The sequence below is a fragment of the Myxococcus llanfairpwllgwyngyllgogerychwyrndrobwllllantysiliogogogochensis genome, assembly GCF_006636215.1.
Classification (GTDB): domain Bacteria; phylum Myxococcota; class Myxococcia; order Myxococcales; family Myxococcaceae; genus Myxococcus; species Myxococcus llanfairpwllgwyngyllgogerychwyrndrobwllllantysiliogogogochensis.
In genome coordinates, this window is sequence record NZ_VIFM01000255.1 from 1 (window position 1) to 15,774 (window position 15,774).

The window sequence follows — 15,774 nt, forward strand, 5'->3', positions numbered from 1 at the left end:
GCCGCGTCAACCGCGAGCCCGACGTGCGCTGCGAGCTGTACGACGTCGTCTTCGACATCGAGAAGGCCGTGGAGGCGCTCGCCACGGTGCCGGCCCAGGACGTGGAGTACCGCCTCAAGCCCATTCTGGAGGCGATTGCTCACCGTCCGCCGTCCGCGCAGGAGAAGTACCTGGCGCTGCTGGAGGTGCGCACCGGCCTGGCCGCACAGAAGCTTCGGCTGTCCATGGCCCGCGCCGTGCGTACCCAGGCCGCAGGAGAGGGGGCGGACACCAAGGGCGGAGGGAAGAGCAGCAGCGGCGACGACACCATCGACGGCGAGGTGTTCGAGGACGCGTACTGCTACTACACGGTGACGCAGCGCGGAGAAGCGAAGGCGATTTCCTCCTTCACCTTCACGCCCAGGGCCGTCGTCGAAACCGAGGAGGGGGAGGTTTTCCTCGGAGACATCCGCACGGACAAGGGCACCAGCATGGGAGGGGCACGGCTGCCGAGGCGGGCCTTCAACTCGCGTAAGGAGCTGCTGCACCACCTGCCCTCAGTCCACACACAGTGGACGGGCAGCGACAACAACGTGCAGGGGCTGCTGCGCTCGGTGGCGCGGCGTGCGGTGCCGCGGCTGCCGGGCACCAGTGTCCTGGGGGACTTCAACCGCGATGGTCTCCGCGTGTGGGTGGCGCCCGGATGCACCATTGGGAAGGAGGGCTTTCTCTCCCCGTCGCCCGTGGCGTACCTGCCCAATGGGGCGTCCCTCGAGTCGCGCGTCCGCTACGAGGCCACGGACGACGACAGCTTCCACGACGTGGCGCGCACGGTTTTCGAGTACCTGCCGCGAATCAACACGCCGCAGGTGGTGCTGCCCATGCTGGGGTGGTTCTTCGCCACGCCGCTGAAGCCGCGCCTCTTGGAGAAGGTGGGCTCCTTCCCCATTCTCTTCTCCTACGGGACACAGGGCAGCGGCAAGTCCAGCACCTGCACGGAAGTCTTCTGGCCGCTGGCCGGGGTGCCGGCCTCGGACGCCTACAGCGTGACGGAGACGGAGTTTGCGTTGGTGAAGCTGCTGTCCTCGACGCGCTCCGTGCCGGTGGTGTTGGACGAGTACAAGCCCCACGACATGCCGCCGCCGCGCCTCCACCTGGTGCACCGCTACATGCGGCGCCTCTACCGAGGGGAGACGGAGGAGCGGGGCCGGCCGGACTTGACGGTGTCCACCTACCGCCTGCAGGCCCCGCTGTGTGTCTGCGGAGAGACGCGGCCCACGGAAGCGGCTCTCGTGGAGCGCATTCTTCCCGTCAGCCCGGAGAAGGCGACGGTGCAGCAGCCGGCCTACCGGGCGGCCTTCCGCGAGGTGACGTCCGTGCGCCTGGCCCTCTTTGCCCCTCGCTACATTCAATTCTGCCTGGGGCGGGACTTCGACGCGGACTACCGCGTGGCCCGCGCCGTCGCTGACGACTTCGTGAAGGGGCGACAGGTGCCTCCGCGCGTCACCGACAACGTGACGGCCATGCTGTTGGGCATTCACCTCTTCGAGGAGTTCGCCCGGGAGTGTGGCTACCCGTTGCCTGCCGACTTGGGCGCCCGTGAGGCCGTGGACGCCGTGCTGAGGGACGTCCTCGAGGAGGAGGAGGGCGTGCGAAACGCCCTCGACGCCTTCGTCCAGATGCTGTCCGTCATGGCGATTCAGGGCGAGCTGAAGTACCGCGTGCACTACGCCTTCGTCGAGGGACGGCTGTGCCTCCACCTGGAGTCCGCCTACGACGCCTTCCGAATGCACTGCAAGCGCAGCGACTACCGGGGAGAGATGGTGGACACGAAGGCGCTGCGACGCCTCATCCATGAGAACCACCGCGCAGGCGGGTACGTCGTCGCCCCCAGTGAGCGCGTCTGCTTCGCCGGCAAGTCGCTGCGCAGGTGTGCCCTGGTGATTGACGTCGCGAAGGTGCCCTTCATTTCCGTGGAGGACTTCCCACACGCGGAGGAGGCAAGCCGCGGGTGGCGCGGCCAGGGCTATGGCTTCGCGGAGGAGGGGGCCTCCTGAGGCAGTGCTGTCGAGCAGGAGTTGAAGTGAGAACCCATTCTCGAGGTGCCGTCATGACAAGGCTGTCGCGTAGCAAGCTGTGGACGGAGTTTCTTCAACGTCTCGCGTCGGAGATGGAGCCGCTGGCCCCCATGCTTCACCAGGGGCGGCGGCTGGTGTGGCGGGAAGGCGAGTGGCTGAACCGGGTGGCCCTCTCGCGCCACTCCTGGCCGGACAGGCATTTCCCCGAAGCGCCGCCGGTGACGCGGATTTCGATGAACCGACTCATGTTTGAACCCCCCGAAGCCATGCTGCGCCGGTTCGGCTTCAGCGGTGTGGCACTCCCCTTTGGGGAGGAGCGTCTGCGTCTGGAGTGGACTGTCTACGGGGAGGAGTTGCTCGCCTTCGCGAGCTGGCTGCCGCTGCTGATTCGTGGCCGGCTGAACGCGGCGGAGCCCATTCCACTGCCCCCGCACCCGAGTCACGTCTTCAATGGCGGGCTGAGGAAGACACGCTATGCATGGACGGCCACGGCGTGGGAGGCCTACGCGCGTTGGCGGAGAACGGACGCGAGCCTCCCATTCATGGCGATTCCCGCCGACCGGGTGAAGCCGGCAAGGGCACTGACGAGAATACTCCGTCCCCCCTCCTGAATTGCTTCCCGCTGCGGCCCTTACGAGTCGCAGCAGGGAGGCGCTGCGATGCGAGGTGTTTCTCGTTTGGCGAGTGGAGTCATCCTGGCGGGAGTGCTGCCGGTGCCAGGTGTCTCCTCGATTTCGCTCTCGGGCCTTTGTCATGACGATGGATACGCGAATGTCGAATCAGCATGAGGTTGAGGTTTCAGCCGGGGGGCGACCGAGCACCCCGCAGCAGCGCCGCGAGGACGCAGTCGACGTGCTGGCCGAGGCCCTCTGGGAGTTGTGGCTCCGTCGCCATTCGCAAGCACCGAAGTCGAAGGAAGAGGAGCGCACCCATGGCTGAGACGCAGACTCTCGACTTGTCTTCTCCCCGGGACAGAGCGTCCATGCACTCCGCCCGAGGGCAGGTTGCCCCGGACGAAGGAGACATCACCATGGCGAAGAGAGGGACTGTTCGCGCCGCGCGCAAGCAGCTGGCGGACGTGCCGCAGCAACTGGCTGCCCTGGCCCAGATGCGGGTGCCAGAATTGGCGAAAAAGTACCAGGAGCTGTACGGCGAGCCCACGCGCAGTCGCAATGCACCTCACCTGCGCAAGCGCCTTGCCTTCCGGATACAGGAGCTGGCCGAAGGGGGCCTCTCCCCGCGCGCCGTGGCACGCATTGCGGAGCTGGGTGATACGCTGCCCGAGAGCTGGCGGATGCGACAGGCGGAGGTGGATAAGAATCCCGCCGGCCCCCTGCCCGCTGTACCCGACGACCGCGACGCCCGGCTGCCGCCGCCCGGCACCGTGCTGACGCGTGTGTACCGAGGCACGGAGCTCAGAGTCACGGTGCGGGAGGGCAGCTTCGAGTACGAGGGCAAACTGCACCGCAGCCTCTCCAGCATCGCCAAACTGGTGACGGGGACGGCTTGGAATGGCTTCACCTTCTTCGGCCTCAAGGCTGGCAGCTCGAAGGCGGTGAAGTCATGAGCGGCCCTTCCTTCTTTCAGACGCACATGGGGCAGCGGTTCTACGAGGGGACGATGCCGGCGCTCGTCCGTGAGCTGAAGCGCCTCAACGACAACATGGAGCGACTGGTGGCCGTGGCCGAGCGTTTCGCAGGACAGCCACCGTCCTCGAGCGCCGGTGTGGCGACTCCGCCGCCAGGGGACTCGGAGGGGAAATGAGGAAGCGCAAGCCGACGCGGGTTCCGACGGACGCGAAGCGCTGCGCCGTCTACACCCGCAAGTCGACCGCCGCGGGCTTGGAGCTGGAGTTCAACTCCCTCGATGCCCAGCGCGAAACCTGCGTGTCCTACGTGCAGCGTCAGCCCGGCTGGACTCTCGTGGACGAGAGATATGACGACGGTGGCTTCACGGGCGCGAACATGGAGCGGCCCGCCTTCCAGCGGCTGCTTCAGGATGTGGACGCGGGACGGGTGGACGTCGTCGTCGTCTACAAGGTCGACCGTCTCTCGCGCTCCCTCCTCGACTTCGCGAAAGTCATGGAGCGCTTCAACGCGGCAGGCGCGTCCTTTGTTTCGGTGACGCAAAACTTCAGCACGGCGGACGCCATGGGGCGCCTGACGTTGAACATGCTGATGTCCTTCGCGGAGTTCGAGAGGGAGATGATCAGCGAGCGGACGCGGGACAAGATTGCCGCCGCGAGGCGCAAGGGAAAGTGGACTGGCGGGCGCGTGCCGTTGGGCTACGACGTGGTGAATCGGCGCCTCTCCGTGAATGAGTATGAGGCCGTGGTGGTGAAGGAGGCCTTTGACTTGTACCTCCGACACGGGACGGCTTCAGGCGTGGCTCAGCTCCTCAACGAGAAGGGGCGGCAGACGAAGCGGTACGAGAACCGGAGCGGTGATGCACAAGGCGCTCGTCCCTGGACGACGCAGGATGCCCTGCGTCTGTTGCGCAACCCCCTCTATGTCGGCCTGATGTCCTACGGGAATGAGACGCATCCAGGAGAGCATCCGGCAATTGTAGATGCGGACGCCTTCCATCGGGCTCAGGCGATGCTGGATGGCCGTCGCTTCGGCGGCCAGTCTCACGGACGCAACCCCGACTACGTGCTGCGGGGCCTGCTGCACTGCGGCCTCTGTGGGGCGGCGATGACGCCCGGCAGCAGCCGCAAGGGCACGCGCGAGTACCGCTACTACCGCTGCACCACTCGGGACAAGCAAGGGCGGGGCGCCTGTCTGTCCGCCCCCATGGCGGCGCCGGCCCTGGAGGACTTCGTCGTTGCGCAACTCCGCGAGGCCTCGGTGAGCGGCCCCCTCGCAGGGGATGTATACGCCCGCCTCACGACGCGATTGGAGGAGCAGCACCAAGCCCTCCGTACCGAGCGCACGCAGTTGCCGAAGGAGCTGGCCCGGCTCTCGAAGGAGTCGGCGAAGTGGGTCGACTCGCTTTCGCACTTGGAGGGGCCTGCCCGGCGCGTTGTCGAGGCGAAGCTGATGGCCGCGGAGGAGAAGGCCGTGGGCCTGGAGAAGCGACTGGTGGAGGTGGAGCGCGGCTTGGACGCCACGAAGGGCGAGAAGCTGGAAGCCGCGTGGGTTGCTCAAGCCCTCGCGGACTTCGATGCCGTGTGGGACGCCCTCGTCCCCTCCAACCGGGGGAGACTGCTGCGCGCGCTCATCGGTCGGGTGGTGGCGAATGAGGTGACGGGCTGCGTCGACGTGTACCTGGCTCAGGCCGGTGACGGTGTTGCGGCCACGCGCGGGGATGCAGCGGCATGAGCACGAGCCTCGAATCCTTGCCAGCGGAGGTGAGCCTCCTCCGCGCGCACTTTCACCGGGTCCGCCGGATGGGCGTCACGTTCGTCGAGGGGCCCAAACCTCCCCCGCGCGAGGAGTCGAGGCGGCCGTCCCATGTTGCACGGATGGTGGCCCTTGCTCACCACCTGGAGGCGGCCATCAACCGGGGGCAGATGCGGAACGCAGCGACTGTGGCACTGCAACTGGGACTCACCCGAGCGCGTCTGACGTACCTGCTGGACTTGCGTCTGTTGGCGCCCGACATCCAGGAGGAGCTGCTGTTCCTCGAGGCGGTGGATGGAGACGAGCCCCTCGGCGAGAGAGTCCTCCGGGCCATTGTACACGCGGGAACGTGGGAAGCGCAGCGTCAGCGCTGGCGCGAGCTGAAGGCTTCATTCTGAGACGGGAGCCCGAGTATTCGGACTCCTTGGTGTAACGTGAGTGCAAGTGGCTGCCTTGGGTGTTGAAGAATCGGCGGGCCCCAGTGGCCTGCGAGGAAAGCGAGCGGAAGCACATGCAGAACGACATGAAGAGCACCATTCAGGCTGCGGTGGCGGAGGCGGTGGGGAAGGCGACGGGTCGGCAGTTGGAGCTGCTGGGCCGGCAGCTGGAGCTGCTGGAGAAGATTGTTCAGTTCCTCGGCATCGAGCCGGGCCCGACTCGTGTAGCGTCTGCGCCGAAGGGCACCCCCGCGCACGCGCCTGCGCCCGCGCGGAAGGGCCCGTCCTCGGTGCCCGTGCGGAAGTGGGTGAGGCCGCAGGCTGCGCCGAAGCCTGCGAAGGCGGGGCCCGCGCCCCAGAAGAGTCGCGGGCGCCCTCGCGGAGCGGGACGCGCGGCGACGGCCGCAGCCACCGACTCCAGTCCCGGCCCCGAGACGCCCGTCCCATACGCGGAGGGGCAGGAGGTGCGCTACAAGCAGGGGCGGGGTGCCTTCACGGCGAAGGTGAAGGCCGTCGACGAGAAGGCGAAGACGGTGACGTTGGCGCGCGTCTCCGACGGTAGGAAGGTGGTGCGCCCCTTCGACAAGGTGACGCCCGCCTGAGTCTGGGCCGCGAAGCGCCCTCTCTGGGGGCGCTCCTGCGGCGCGTCGTCACGGCTCGTTGGCCATGGCTTCGAGCTGCCCCTCGGCGAGGGCGCGGTAGTGGGGCACGACTTCCACCTTGAGCACGTCCCGCATCTCCTGGCGGGCGCTGACGAAGTCCCCCTTGTCCTTGTGCTGATACATCCGGTGGAGTGCGTCCATGAGCCTGTGGGAGCCCTCTCGGATGCGCCGGGACTCCTCACGCAAGATGCCCAACGCGGCCTCCTCTGTGGCGAGCGCGCTCTTTGCCTCGGTGTCGCTGATGCCCACCTCGGCCGCCGTGCGCTTCAGCAACGCCTTCTCCTCTGGAGTGAGGGCCAGGCGCGCACCTTCGACGAAGACACGACGGGCCAGAGTGCGAATCGGCCCCCAGTCAATGGTTTTGCTCACGAGTCATTTTTCCTTTGCGAACGGCCACGGCCTGCAGGTGCAGCCAGGGCTGGGGCGCCTTGCACCCAGAGGGGAGGTTCATGGGGCTGCACCCTGTCCTCTACGAGTGTCAGAGGGCTTCACAGGAATGGAGGGTCATGCTAGTTCCATGGTCAAGTCAACTAGACCTGTCGAACTGCCGGAGCGGCCTCCGGTGGCGGCGAGGTCGGTTGCCCGTGGAGCCGCGCCCCTGCGTTCAGGAGGACTCACAGCCATGCCGAAGCGTTCGGAAGATGAAGTGACGACGGAGGAGTTACCGCCCCGCATCCCAATCCTGTCTGCTCGCGGTACGTCGCACGTCCACTTCGAGGTGGAAGGCGTGAGGTACGAAGGCGTGAGGGAGTTGGAGGTGCGGCCGAATGGCGAGCGGCTCCTGGAGGTGGCTCGTCGCGTGGGGGATGGTGCGCTGTCGGGCCCCTGCCTGGTCCGCCAGCTTCTCAGCCCCTTCACGTTCATTCAGCGCCAGAGGATGTTCGAAGAGGTGCAGTTGGCCTTCCGTCTCAACCATCCCAACATCTCTCAAATCTTCCATGTGCGGGTGGATGAGGAGGAAGACGCGGCCTATGCCGTCATGGAGTACGTGGGTGGGCCCTCGCTGGAGACGCTGGTGTGCGCGGCGCTGGTGAGAGGCCAGCCCCTCTCGGAGGGCTTTGGCTTGTACGTGGGCGCGGAGGTGGCGGACGCCCTGCACTACGCGCACACGCTAACGTCTGAAGAGGGGGTGCCCTTGGGCATCATTCACCGCGACGTGAGTCCCCGGCACATCGCGCTGGGGCAGCACGGAGAAGTGAAGGTGCTGGACTTCGGCGCGGCGTACTCGCTGCTGGCGGGGCGCGAGGAGTCGCCGGAGATGCTGCTAAGAGGAGACGTCGCGTACTCCAGCCCTGAATACCTGCGCAAGGAAAGGCTGACGGCGCGCTCCGATGTCTTCAGCTTGGGTGTGATGCTGGTGGAAGTCCTCACTGGTAAGCACCTCTTCGAGGTGCATGACCTCCCGGTGATGGCGGCGAACGAGACTCAGTTCCGCCTGGAGGCGCAGCCCTCGCTGCCGCTGCAGCAGATGCAGGCCCTCATGAAGACGTTCAACCCGGACGTCGTCGAGAAGGCGGTGGCCCACCTCAACGAGGACCTCAAGGCGGTGTTGCACACCGCGCTGCGCCTCAACCCCCAGGAGCGCTTCGCGATGGCGGCGGACATGCGGGATGCGCTGCGGGGTGTCGCCCACGCCCAGCTCCACGAGCCTTACGGGCGTGGAGAGGCCGCCGTGGAGGCAGCCCGTGTCGTGTCCGAGGGCGGGGTACTGCGTGACCAGGTGGAATTCGGCGAGGCTGGCCTCTACCCGGCGGGCCTGGAGAAGCACGAGCTGGGGCTCAAGAAGGAGTAGGCCAGATGCTCTGCTTCCGCGTGCTGCGCAATAGCAAGCACCTCACCAGCGCGGGGGGCCAGACTTCGGCGTCCTCTCCACCATTCTGACGTGGGTGCGCCGCCCTCATGATGAGTCCAACGCCAATCCGGAGTTGCCCCTCCATGTGGGAGGCACCGTGGGCAGGGACTACGGTGAGCACCTGACGTGGCGCAACGTCAACATCCGCGTGGGAGATGTCCTCTCCGCGGAGGTACGACACGCCCGAGAAGCGGCGCCTTCTGCGCCGCCTCGCTCACCTGGACAGTCTGCAGCTCAAGACCCGCTCGCGCTTGGTGGCCTTTCTCCTGCCAGGAAGGGGCGCCCGGAAATGAGCACGCACCGCAGCCAGCCCCTCTTCTTGTGGCTTGGCAGGCAGACTGATTGGAACCTCCTACCAGCCTCAGCGTCGGTCACTTGGTGGCGGTAGGCTCGGGTGAAAGCTCGGGCCAGGGCTCAGAAGCTTCGCGGACTGCGCCGACCCCACGTAGAATGGGGCTCGACCATGAGCAAGCCCGCCTTGAAGTACCCGCGTGATGTGCTGCGAGAGTGGTGGCCGGAGTACACGGGCCACCCTCCGGAGGAGGGTGGATTTGGCCTCATCTGCGACCTCATCGACACCCTTTTCTTTGCCAGTCTGGCGAGAGAAGAAGGCCATCCTGCGCTTGCTCGCATCGTCTACCACGAGGGCGGAGCCCAAGGCCTGGAACAAACCCAGGAGCACGCTGACTTCGACAGTTCACAGGGTCCAGCTCTTGCCTGGACGGTCATTCCATTTCATCCCATCCGGTTCACCGTCAATGCCCTGGTGAAGCTCACGCCCGCCGCCCATGTGGAGCGAACAGCCATCATCGTGGGCCCGCATGACGGGCAACTTCATATCCTGGGACTGGCGCGGCGGATAAAATCCACGGACGGTGGAGACGTATTGGTGTTCTCCGCTCCAGAACCCGGCTTCATCGTCTTACACCGCGCGGGTGAGGAGATCTTCCGCTACGAGCGCGGTCAACGGCTCTCCCCGGAGCAGACGTTTTCTTTGTGGAAGATTCTCCACACCAATGGGCTCGTCAGGAAGACGCTTGAAGCGGTCTGTCAGAACCTCGTCCGGACTCTGACTGAGGCCTCCTTCTTCAAGTTTTCGAATTCCGACGTCTCGTCTCTGCTCTACGATCTCATCAACACCATGGTCTCGACTCGCCATGGTGGGCTCATCTCCATCCTCGCGGAGGCGCCCTCCACGGAGAAACCCTTCTACTCCCTCTCTCACAATCAATCGCTGCATAACGAACTCCTCCAGCAAGTCACGACAGCAAAAACGCATGCATTCCGTCTGGCCTTCACGAACATTCCAGACGAACTCCAAGAAGCAAGGGCCGCCGAGGAGGACGCGAGAACGGCGAAGGAGGCACTGGGCTCGCTCATCGCGAACATTGGCCAGTTGACGGCACTGGACAATGCCCTGCTCCTGGGGCCCGACCTCAAGGTCATCGGCGCTGGTTACGCGGTGCCAACCGCGGCGGTCACGCCCTCGGTGCATGTCGCACAAGATCTTCAAGGCACACCGGGTGATGTTTACGACATCAATCAACACGGGTCACGCCATCGGGCCGCAGCGTCGTTTGCCCATGATAATCCCGGGGGATTGGTCTTCCTGGTCTCTCATGACGGGCCACTTCGCTGCCTGATTCGGCCTCCCAAGGAGGAAAAGACCCTCCTCTGGAATCTCCGGCTCTTAGAGATTTGAGCCAGCTATGAGCTACATCGTCTTGCGTTCGCGGCTCTGCGGCCTCTCACTGCCTGGGCATCATCACCTGGTTCCACTCGCTCCTACCGAAATAGGCTCTTAGCGGGGCCTTCGTCGGGAGGCACTCCGTCATCGCCGGGGCCCGCTCAGTCAGGGGCGCGTGTTCTGGTGCAGGGCCCCGAGGGGGGGTGCCCTGCCCGCCGGGCGTGCTCCCAGCTCCGAAACGCCGGAGCGCCGGCCGCAAGCGGCCTGGCTCTGGAGGTCGAGGGCCCTCGGGGAGCTGCCTCAGCGGGCGAACTCGGTGGCGACGTGGAGAAGGGCGTCCAACTTCCCTGGGTCGAGCTTCCGCGCGACGAAGATGAGTCGGCGCAAGGTGGTGTCGTCCTCCGGCCGGGCCCGGGCCCCGCTGGTTGAGGACTCGGTGAGGCCCATCAGGTCCTCCGGGGAGACCATCAACTCGACGCAGAGCTTCTTCATCGTCTCGACGCTGGGAATCATCTGCCCGCGTTCGATTCTGCTGTAGACGACAGAGTTCAGTCCCACGCGGTCTGCGACCTGGACCTGCGTCAGACTCATCTGCTCCCGCGCGAGGCGGACGATGGCGCCAAGGTGCGCTGCAAGCTGTTGATTCATAGGTGTAGGGGAGTATACCTGAGTTGCGAGTTGTCGAGGGAGGACGATTAGCGCACGGCAGACAGGAGATGAATGAGGGCGAGGGACTGCCGTCCGTCCAGCAGGCGCACACGACGTCGCAGGGCCTCCTTGGCGGTAGCACTCATGCCCGGCGGCAGCGCAGTGGGGAAGCCAAGCAGCTCGTTGGGCGTGGTGCTGACGACGGTGCAGAGGCGGAACAGCGTCGGGACGCTGGGAAGCATGAGTCCCCGCTCGAGTCGGCTGTAGGCGTTGCGGGAGATGGAGACGAGCTTCGCGACCTCTGTCTGCTGAAGGCCCGCGCGGAGGCGGGCCGCGCGCAGGGCTTCGCCGAGGACGGCAGGCAAAGGACGGGCACGTCTCTTCGGAGGGGGGAGGGCGAAGACGTCAGGAGGGATGTGCATTCAAAACAAACTGTACCTGATAGTCTAGTTGACTTCACTATTCTGTGTGGCTGGCCCTTCCCTGGGGCGGTGGTTGGAGGTGGGAGAAGACTTCGCGCGGTTTCCCTGGGCTTCTGGTAACGTCGGCCGGCGCCGGGGAGGGAGTTGCATGCGCGTGGCCGCAGTCCTGCTGTCCTACAGTGTCGCCGTGAGGACGTCGCCATGAGGGACAACGGCCCCCCAGCCGTGCTGTCCCCTGGGGACGTGGTGAAGGGCTACACGGTGGTGAGGCACCTGGACCGGGGTGGCTTCGGCACCGTGTACCTCGCGACGAACGACGGGCAGCCCTGCGCCTTGAAGCTGGTGGAGCGGCAGCGGGTGGAGGGGCGGGTGGAGAAGGAGGTCTCCATCCTCTTGCGCCTGACGCACCCCAACGTGGTGGGGATTCGCGGCTTCTCCTACTGGCAGGCCGGGGAGCGCGACTTCGCCCTCATCGCCATGGAGTACGTGGAGGGGCGGAAGCTGAGCGAGTGGGTGAAGGAGGAGAACCCCTCAGCGCGGCAGGTGGCGAAGGTGACGCTGGACGTGGCGCGGGCGCTGGAAGCCTCGCACGAGGCGGGCGTAGTTCACCGGGACGTGAAGGACGCCAACGTCATGGTGCGAGACGCGGATGGCCTGGCGGTGCTGGTGGACTACGGCATCGGTGACTACGCGGGCGCTCCCTCCGGCGTCACCCAGTCCATGCTGCCGCCTGGGACGATGGAGTTCCGGCCGCCCGAGGCCTGGCTCTTCTGGAAGCAGCACATAGGCCAGCCGTCGGGCGCGCGCTACGTATCCGTCCCCTCGGACGACATGTGGGCCCTAGGCACTGTCTTCTACCGCCTCCTCACGGCGAGGCTGCCCTTCGACGCGGGGACGGACGAGGAGTACGTCGAGGGCGTCATGGGCAAGTCGCCTGTGCCCCCTCACCTCGTCAACCGCTTCGTCCCCGCACAGCTGGGAATGTTGTGCCTGCGGCTGCTGGAGAAGGAGCCTGCTGCGCGCCCCGGCGCGAGCGCTGTCTGCGCGGCCTTGGAAGAGCTCCTGTCCGGGGCGGAAGGGGAGGCCTGGAACACCCCCTTGTTCGACGCGTATGGCCCGAACTCGGCCACCACGGAGAACGAGGGCGATGCGGAACGGTTCGCTCGTTGGGTGAGGCGGCCCCTGCGCCAGATGCGCCGTGGCAAGGTGCTCGGCCCGGAGCTGCTGGGCGAAGGCGGGCCCGCGGCATTGCCACCCGAGGCCTCGCTGGCGCCTGCGGCCATTCGGCCCCTGGAGGCGCAGCTGCCGAGCTTGGCGCTCGAGGCGGGGGCGGAGGCCGCACCAGCGGCGGAACCCCCGCAGGCGGCGCCCGTGGCCTTCGGCGTCGAGGTGGAGCGGCGCTCGTTCTTCTCGCGACTCCGGCTGGGGCGTGTGCTGGGAGCGGGAATGCTGGCCGGCGCGCTGGCCGCAGGGGCGATTCTGTCGCAGCAGACGCCCCCACCACTGGGGGGCGGGCCTTCCTCCGGGCCCGGTCAAGAAGTAGCGGCATATGCAAAGAAACCTCAAGCTGCCCCGGCCGCAGCTCCCACCGGGCCGGAGGCAACACCTGCGGCCGTTGCGCCTCCCGCGACGCTTCCCGAGGTGACTGCCACCGTGACGACACCCAAGAGTGACACCCCTTCATCCCTGCCAACGCCTGCCAAGAAGGCCACGAGGAGCGTTGGCACGGCCCTAGCGACGACGGCCCTCTGCACGACGCTCGCGTGCTCCGGTGCGCAGGTGCGCCCTGCCCCGGAGCCCGAGCCGTGCCCGGAAGGAAGCGCCAAGGGCATGAAGATGCTGGGCATGAAGATTGGGGACGAGGAGGGTTCAAGCTTCGTCAGGGGAGAAGAAAAGTACGTCACGGTGAGGGAAGGCACTGCACAGATCATCCTGGGCTCGGACAAGGCCACTCTGTCTGGGCGACTCATTATTGCCGACCGCGTCTATGTCCGACTGACTCGAGCGCGATTTCGTGGAGAGAGCTTCCCCGTGTGCTTGGAGGTGCGGGACGGCTCTAGCAACCGCGGACTGGAGATAGAGGGTGGTGGAGGGGATTCTGGAAAGGCGCGCGTGTACTCTGCCGTTTTGGTCAAGGCGGTGAGTGAGTTTGAATGACATGCCGCTGTTTGGCAGACGCTCATGAGCTGCCATGGGTGTCGCTGCTGGCTTGGTCCAGGAGAAATGTCGAGTGCATCATTCAGTGTCGGCCGTTCTGCTTTTCCTCCTCCTCGCAGGAGAGGGGACAGCTCTGGCGCAGTCGCCCCCGGCTACAGCGGGGCTGAGCGTTCGCCGAATCGAGCTGGTCTCGGATGATGCTCAGCCGGTGGCTGATGTGGCGGTGAGTCCAGGGCTCTCGACGGTGTTCATCTTCGATTCAGACGTGAGTCGGGACGGTGTGGTTCTCGAGGGCCGTGAGCGCTTCTCGGTGCTGGATGCAGGCCTCAGTACGTTGCGCCTGGTCCCGTCCGAGAAAATCTCGGCGGGAGAGCGGCTCAAGTTGACGGTGCGGTTCCTGGACGGAGCGGCCCCGGCGAGTGCGACGTTTGTCCTGGTCGCGCACCCTGCACGGTCAGAAGCGCTCATCGAGGTCTATCGGCGCAAGAGGAGCGTCGAGACATACCAGGAGGAAGTCCGCCAGGCGCGCATCGAGGCTGAGCAATGCCGAGAGGAGAATGAGCGCCTGCGCGCGGAGCGAAGTGCTCCTGATGGGCTGACGGGACTCATATCGACGGAAGTCCTGAGCAAGCAAGGCGTTGACTTCCGCGAGGTGACAAAGGCTGTAACCCAGGCCCCAGGAGGGGCCGCAGCCAAGAATCTTGTCTATGCATACCGCACAGCCCGCAGGGTGGCTGTTGTGGTCACCCTCAAGTATGTAGGCGACGCTCAGCCGTGGACAGCAGTAGGTGCGATGCTCCGGGGCAAGGCCAACGACGAGCTGAAGGTGCTTCGAGTGTGGCAGTCGGGCCCTGTTGCCCCGGGCTCGGATGCCCAGCGAGTGGTGGTAGAGGCTGAGGCTGCATCCAACTCCCCTCAAGGACCCTTCACGCTGAAGCTCTGGGATGCAGATATGCGCCGCACCATCACCCTGAGCAACGTCACCTTCCCTTAACCCAGCGCGGGCTGCTGGCAAGCCCTCTCACGGGTTCCGGTGTTTGGGGCTTGTGCGGAATGCCAATTGAGGGTTCAATGGACTAAACCTATTGGTCTAGTCCGTTCTGACGTGCCCTGGAGGACGACATGTTCCCCGCTGTGCTGGAGTGCGGTCGCGCGACTGCGCGCTTCCTTGGTTGCGGAGAGGGCCCGGAGGGCGACGCGCCCGATCCACCTTCTTGAACTCGCTTTGAAGTAGACGCTCGGCTCTCGCACTGCGCAGAGGCCTCGGCACCGCCATGTCAGGCGCGTGCCGACGGTCGTCGTGCGCCGAGGAGCCGTCTGCGCTTCGTCGGGCTGCAAGCCTGACGGACGCTGAGGAGGCCTTCCTCAGTCATTCCTATTCATTCGTTTGGAGTCATGAACGGATCCAGGCCCCCCTGGCGCCGTGGCGTGACACGTCTGTCTGCTGCTTGGACTGCGCTGGGGCTTCCTGGTGCCGTGACGTGACACGTCTGCCCATGGCTTGGCCCAGTCGGCCTGCCGGCGACTCCCGCAGTGCAATGCATTCACCCCGCAGCCCGGCGCCCTGCCGGACTGAACGGGAAGCCTCTGTCCATTGCCCCGCCACTGGGGCCTTCACAGGAGACGTCGATGTTCATGCGCTGGGCCGTCGTGTTGCTGTTGGTGTTACCCGGAGTGGGGTGGGCGGAGGAGATTGCCTATGAAGACGACCTGGCGAAGATCGAGGACGACACCATCCTCCTTGAGCCAGAGGTGGACGAGCAACTCGAGCCCTCCATGGACGAGGGTGACGCCCTGGTCGAGGAGGAGCCGGCCTCGTCTAGCTCGGGCTCTGGCTGGGCGAACCGGCTGAGCCTGGAGACCACGACGTGGATGCTGCTGCCCCGGAGAGGGGCAGGGAGGGATGAGGGATTCCTGCAGGTCCACCCACGGCTAGAGGTCGTCAAGCCAGGCCTGCTCCAGCTCGAGCTGGGCGCTCCCGTGCGCCTGCGCATGTGGGACGCAGAGGCGGGGGACAGTCTGGTGCGGAAGGAGGATTGGGACGAGCTCTCCGACTGGGGCCAGGTGGTGCAGAACCTGATGGTGGGAGGCGACGCGCCGAACTTCGTGTGGGTGGGCGCCCTGGAGTCGTACACGCTACTGTCCGGGCACCTGGTGCGCCGCTACAACAACCGGGGCAACCCCAACTACAACCCGGCCGGCGCGGTGGTGACGGGAATGCTGAGGCCCCTCTACGTCGAGGCCTTCGCCTCGGACGTGCTGGGCGCGCGGCTGATGGGGGCGGAAGTCGTGCTGGACGTGCAGCACATCCTCGTGGGCCGCCAGCCGTACCCGATGAAATACATGCTGGCGCTGTCTGCGGTGCATGACTGGGGCAAGGCCGGAGGGACGTCGGAACCGCTTACGCTGGCCCACGTCGACGGGACGGCCATTCTCGTGAGCCGCCGCAACGGGCAAGGCGGCTTCGAACTGCAGGCGAACGCGGGCTGGGGCGGGCGTCCCGGAGAGGGC

13 protein-coding genes and 2 pseudogenes are annotated in these 15,774 nt (G+C 66.1%); 12 read left to right on the forward strand and 3 right to left on the reverse strand.

Annotated elements, in window-relative coordinates; all coding sequences use genetic code 11:
• The 7 genes and pseudogenes from FJV41_RS39390 to FJV41_RS39425 form a co-directional block, all read left to right on the forward strand.
• Positions 1 to 2,036, forward strand: a pseudogene (locus tag FJV41_RS39390) (hypothetical protein); the annotation flags it as partial.
• Positions 2,037 to 2,089: 53 nt separating this feature from the next.
• Positions 2,090 to 2,668, forward strand: coding sequence for a hypothetical protein (locus FJV41_RS39395; RefSeq protein ID WP_141647770.1), 579 nt, complete (start codon positions 2,090 to 2,092; stop codon positions 2,666 to 2,668).
• A gap of 419 nt (positions 2,669 to 3,087) precedes the next feature.
• Positions 3,088 to 3,624 (forward strand): DUF2924 domain-containing protein, encoded by a 537-nt coding sequence (locus tag FJV41_RS39405; protein ID WP_141647772.1) that lies wholly within the window; start codon positions 3,088 to 3,090, stop codon positions 3,622 to 3,624.
• Positions 3,621 to 3,821: a hypothetical protein gene (locus FJV41_RS39410; RefSeq protein ID WP_141647773.1), complete on the forward strand. Its 201-nt coding sequence runs from the start codon at positions 3,621 to 3,623 to the stop codon at positions 3,819 to 3,821. Before FJV41_RS39405 ends, FJV41_RS39410 begins: the two co-directional genes overlap by 4 nt.
• Complete coding sequence (locus FJV41_RS39415; protein WP_141647774.1) at positions 3,818 to 5,377, forward strand: recombinase family protein; 1,560 nt, start codon at positions 3,818 to 3,820, stop codon at positions 5,375 to 5,377. The genes FJV41_RS39410 and FJV41_RS39415 overlap by 4 nt, the downstream gene beginning before the upstream one ends.
• Positions 5,374 to 5,796 (forward strand): hypothetical protein, encoded by a 423-nt coding sequence (locus FJV41_RS39420; protein ID WP_141647775.1) that lies wholly within the window; start codon positions 5,374 to 5,376, stop codon positions 5,794 to 5,796. The genes FJV41_RS39415 and FJV41_RS39420 overlap by 4 nt, the downstream gene beginning before the upstream one ends.
• 113 nt (positions 5,797 to 5,909) lie before the next feature.
• Complete coding sequence (locus FJV41_RS39425) at positions 5,910 to 6,437, forward strand: PspA (RefSeq protein WP_141647776.1); 528 nt, start codon at positions 5,910 to 5,912, stop codon at positions 6,435 to 6,437.
• Positions 6,438 to 6,485: 48 nt separating this feature from the next.
• Here the strand turns inward: FJV41_RS39425 and FJV41_RS39430 are convergent, their stop codons facing one another.
• A complete protein-coding gene (locus tag FJV41_RS39430) occupies positions 6,486 to 6,866 on the reverse strand; it encodes a DUSAM domain-containing protein (protein ID WP_141647777.1) in 381 nt (126 codons plus the stop codon).
• Between the two features lie 253 nt (positions 6,867 to 7,119).
• Here FJV41_RS39430 and FJV41_RS39435 point away from each other — a divergent pair, with 253 nt between their 5' ends.
• Both FJV41_RS39435 and FJV41_RS39445 read left to right on the forward strand, forming a co-directional pair.
• The gene (locus FJV41_RS39435; RefSeq protein WP_141647778.1) at positions 7,120 to 8,289 is read left to right on the forward strand and encodes a serine/threonine-protein kinase; all 1,170 of its coding nucleotides are present in this window, start codon (positions 7,120 to 7,122) and stop codon (positions 8,287 to 8,289) included.
• 523 nt (positions 8,290 to 8,812) lie between these two features.
• On the forward strand, positions 8,813 to 10,051 hold the full coding sequence (locus FJV41_RS39445) for a putative sensor domain DACNV-containing protein (RefSeq protein WP_141647779.1): 1,239 nt from the start codon (positions 8,813 to 8,815) through the stop codon (positions 10,049 to 10,051).
• 285 nt (positions 10,052 to 10,336) lie between these two features.
• On the opposite strand, the gene FJV41_RS39450 is transcribed toward FJV41_RS39445, so the two are convergent.
• The gene (locus tag FJV41_RS39450) at positions 10,337 to 10,684 is read right to left on the reverse strand and encodes a helix-turn-helix domain-containing protein (protein WP_141647780.1); all 348 of its coding nucleotides are present in this window, start codon (positions 10,682 to 10,684) and stop codon (positions 10,337 to 10,339) included.
• Between the two features lie 47 nt (positions 10,685 to 10,731).
• Positions 10,732 to 11,049, reverse strand: a complete 318-nt coding sequence (locus tag FJV41_RS39455; protein WP_246137704.1) for a helix-turn-helix transcriptional regulator — start codon at positions 11,047 to 11,049, stop codon at positions 10,732 to 10,734.
• A gap of 258 nt (positions 11,050 to 11,307) precedes the next feature.
• On the opposite strand from FJV41_RS39455, the gene FJV41_RS39460 reads away from it, so the two are divergent.
• The 3 genes and pseudogenes from FJV41_RS39460 to FJV41_RS39470 form a co-directional block, all read left to right on the forward strand.
• Entirely contained in the window at positions 11,308 to 13,263 is a 1,956-nt protein-coding gene (locus tag FJV41_RS39460; RefSeq protein ID WP_141647782.1) for a serine/threonine protein kinase, read from the forward strand.
• Between the two features lie 73 nt (positions 13,264 to 13,336).
• On the forward strand, positions 13,337 to 14,257 hold the full coding sequence (locus FJV41_RS39465) for a DUF2381 family protein (protein ID WP_141647783.1): 921 nt from the start codon (positions 13,337 to 13,339) through the stop codon (positions 14,255 to 14,257).
• A gap of 635 nt (positions 14,258 to 14,892) precedes the next feature.
• Positions 14,893 to 15,774: pseudogene (locus tag FJV41_RS39470) on the forward strand (hypothetical protein); the annotation flags it as partial.

Bases quoted from the DNA above. Each gene is read 5' to 3' on its own strand.
- FJV41_RS39395 (WP_141647770.1), top strand. From the start codon at position 2,090: ATGACAAGGCTGTCGCGTAGCAAGCTGTGGACGGAGTTTCTTCAACGT.
- FJV41_RS39405 (WP_141647772.1), top strand. From the start codon at position 3,088: ATGGCGAAGAGAGGGACTGTTCGCGCCGCGCGCAAGCAGCTGGCGGAC.
- FJV41_RS39410 (WP_141647773.1), top strand. From the start codon at position 3,621: ATGAGCGGCCCTTCCTTCTTTCAGACGCACATGGGGCAGCGGTTCTAC.
- FJV41_RS39415 (WP_141647774.1), top strand. From the start codon at position 3,818: ATGAGGAAGCGCAAGCCGACGCGGGTTCCGACGGACGCGAAGCGCTGC.
- FJV41_RS39420 (WP_141647775.1), top strand. From the start codon at position 5,374: ATGAGCACGAGCCTCGAATCCTTGCCAGCGGAGGTGAGCCTCCTCCGC.
- FJV41_RS39425 (WP_141647776.1), top strand. From the start codon at position 5,910: ATGCAGAACGACATGAAGAGCACCATTCAGGCTGCGGTGGCGGAGGCG.
- FJV41_RS39435 (WP_141647778.1), top strand. From the start codon at position 7,120: ATGCCGAAGCGTTCGGAAGATGAAGTGACGACGGAGGAGTTACCGCCC.
- FJV41_RS39445 (WP_141647779.1), top strand. From the start codon at position 8,813: ATGAGCAAGCCCGCCTTGAAGTACCCGCGTGATGTGCTGCGAGAGTGG.
- FJV41_RS39450 (WP_141647780.1), bottom strand. From the start codon at position 10,684: ATGAATCAACAGCTTGCAGCGCACCTTGGCGCCATCGTCCGCCTCGCG.
- FJV41_RS39460 (WP_141647782.1), top strand. From the start codon at position 11,308: ATGAGGGACAACGGCCCCCCAGCCGTGCTGTCCCCTGGGGACGTGGTG.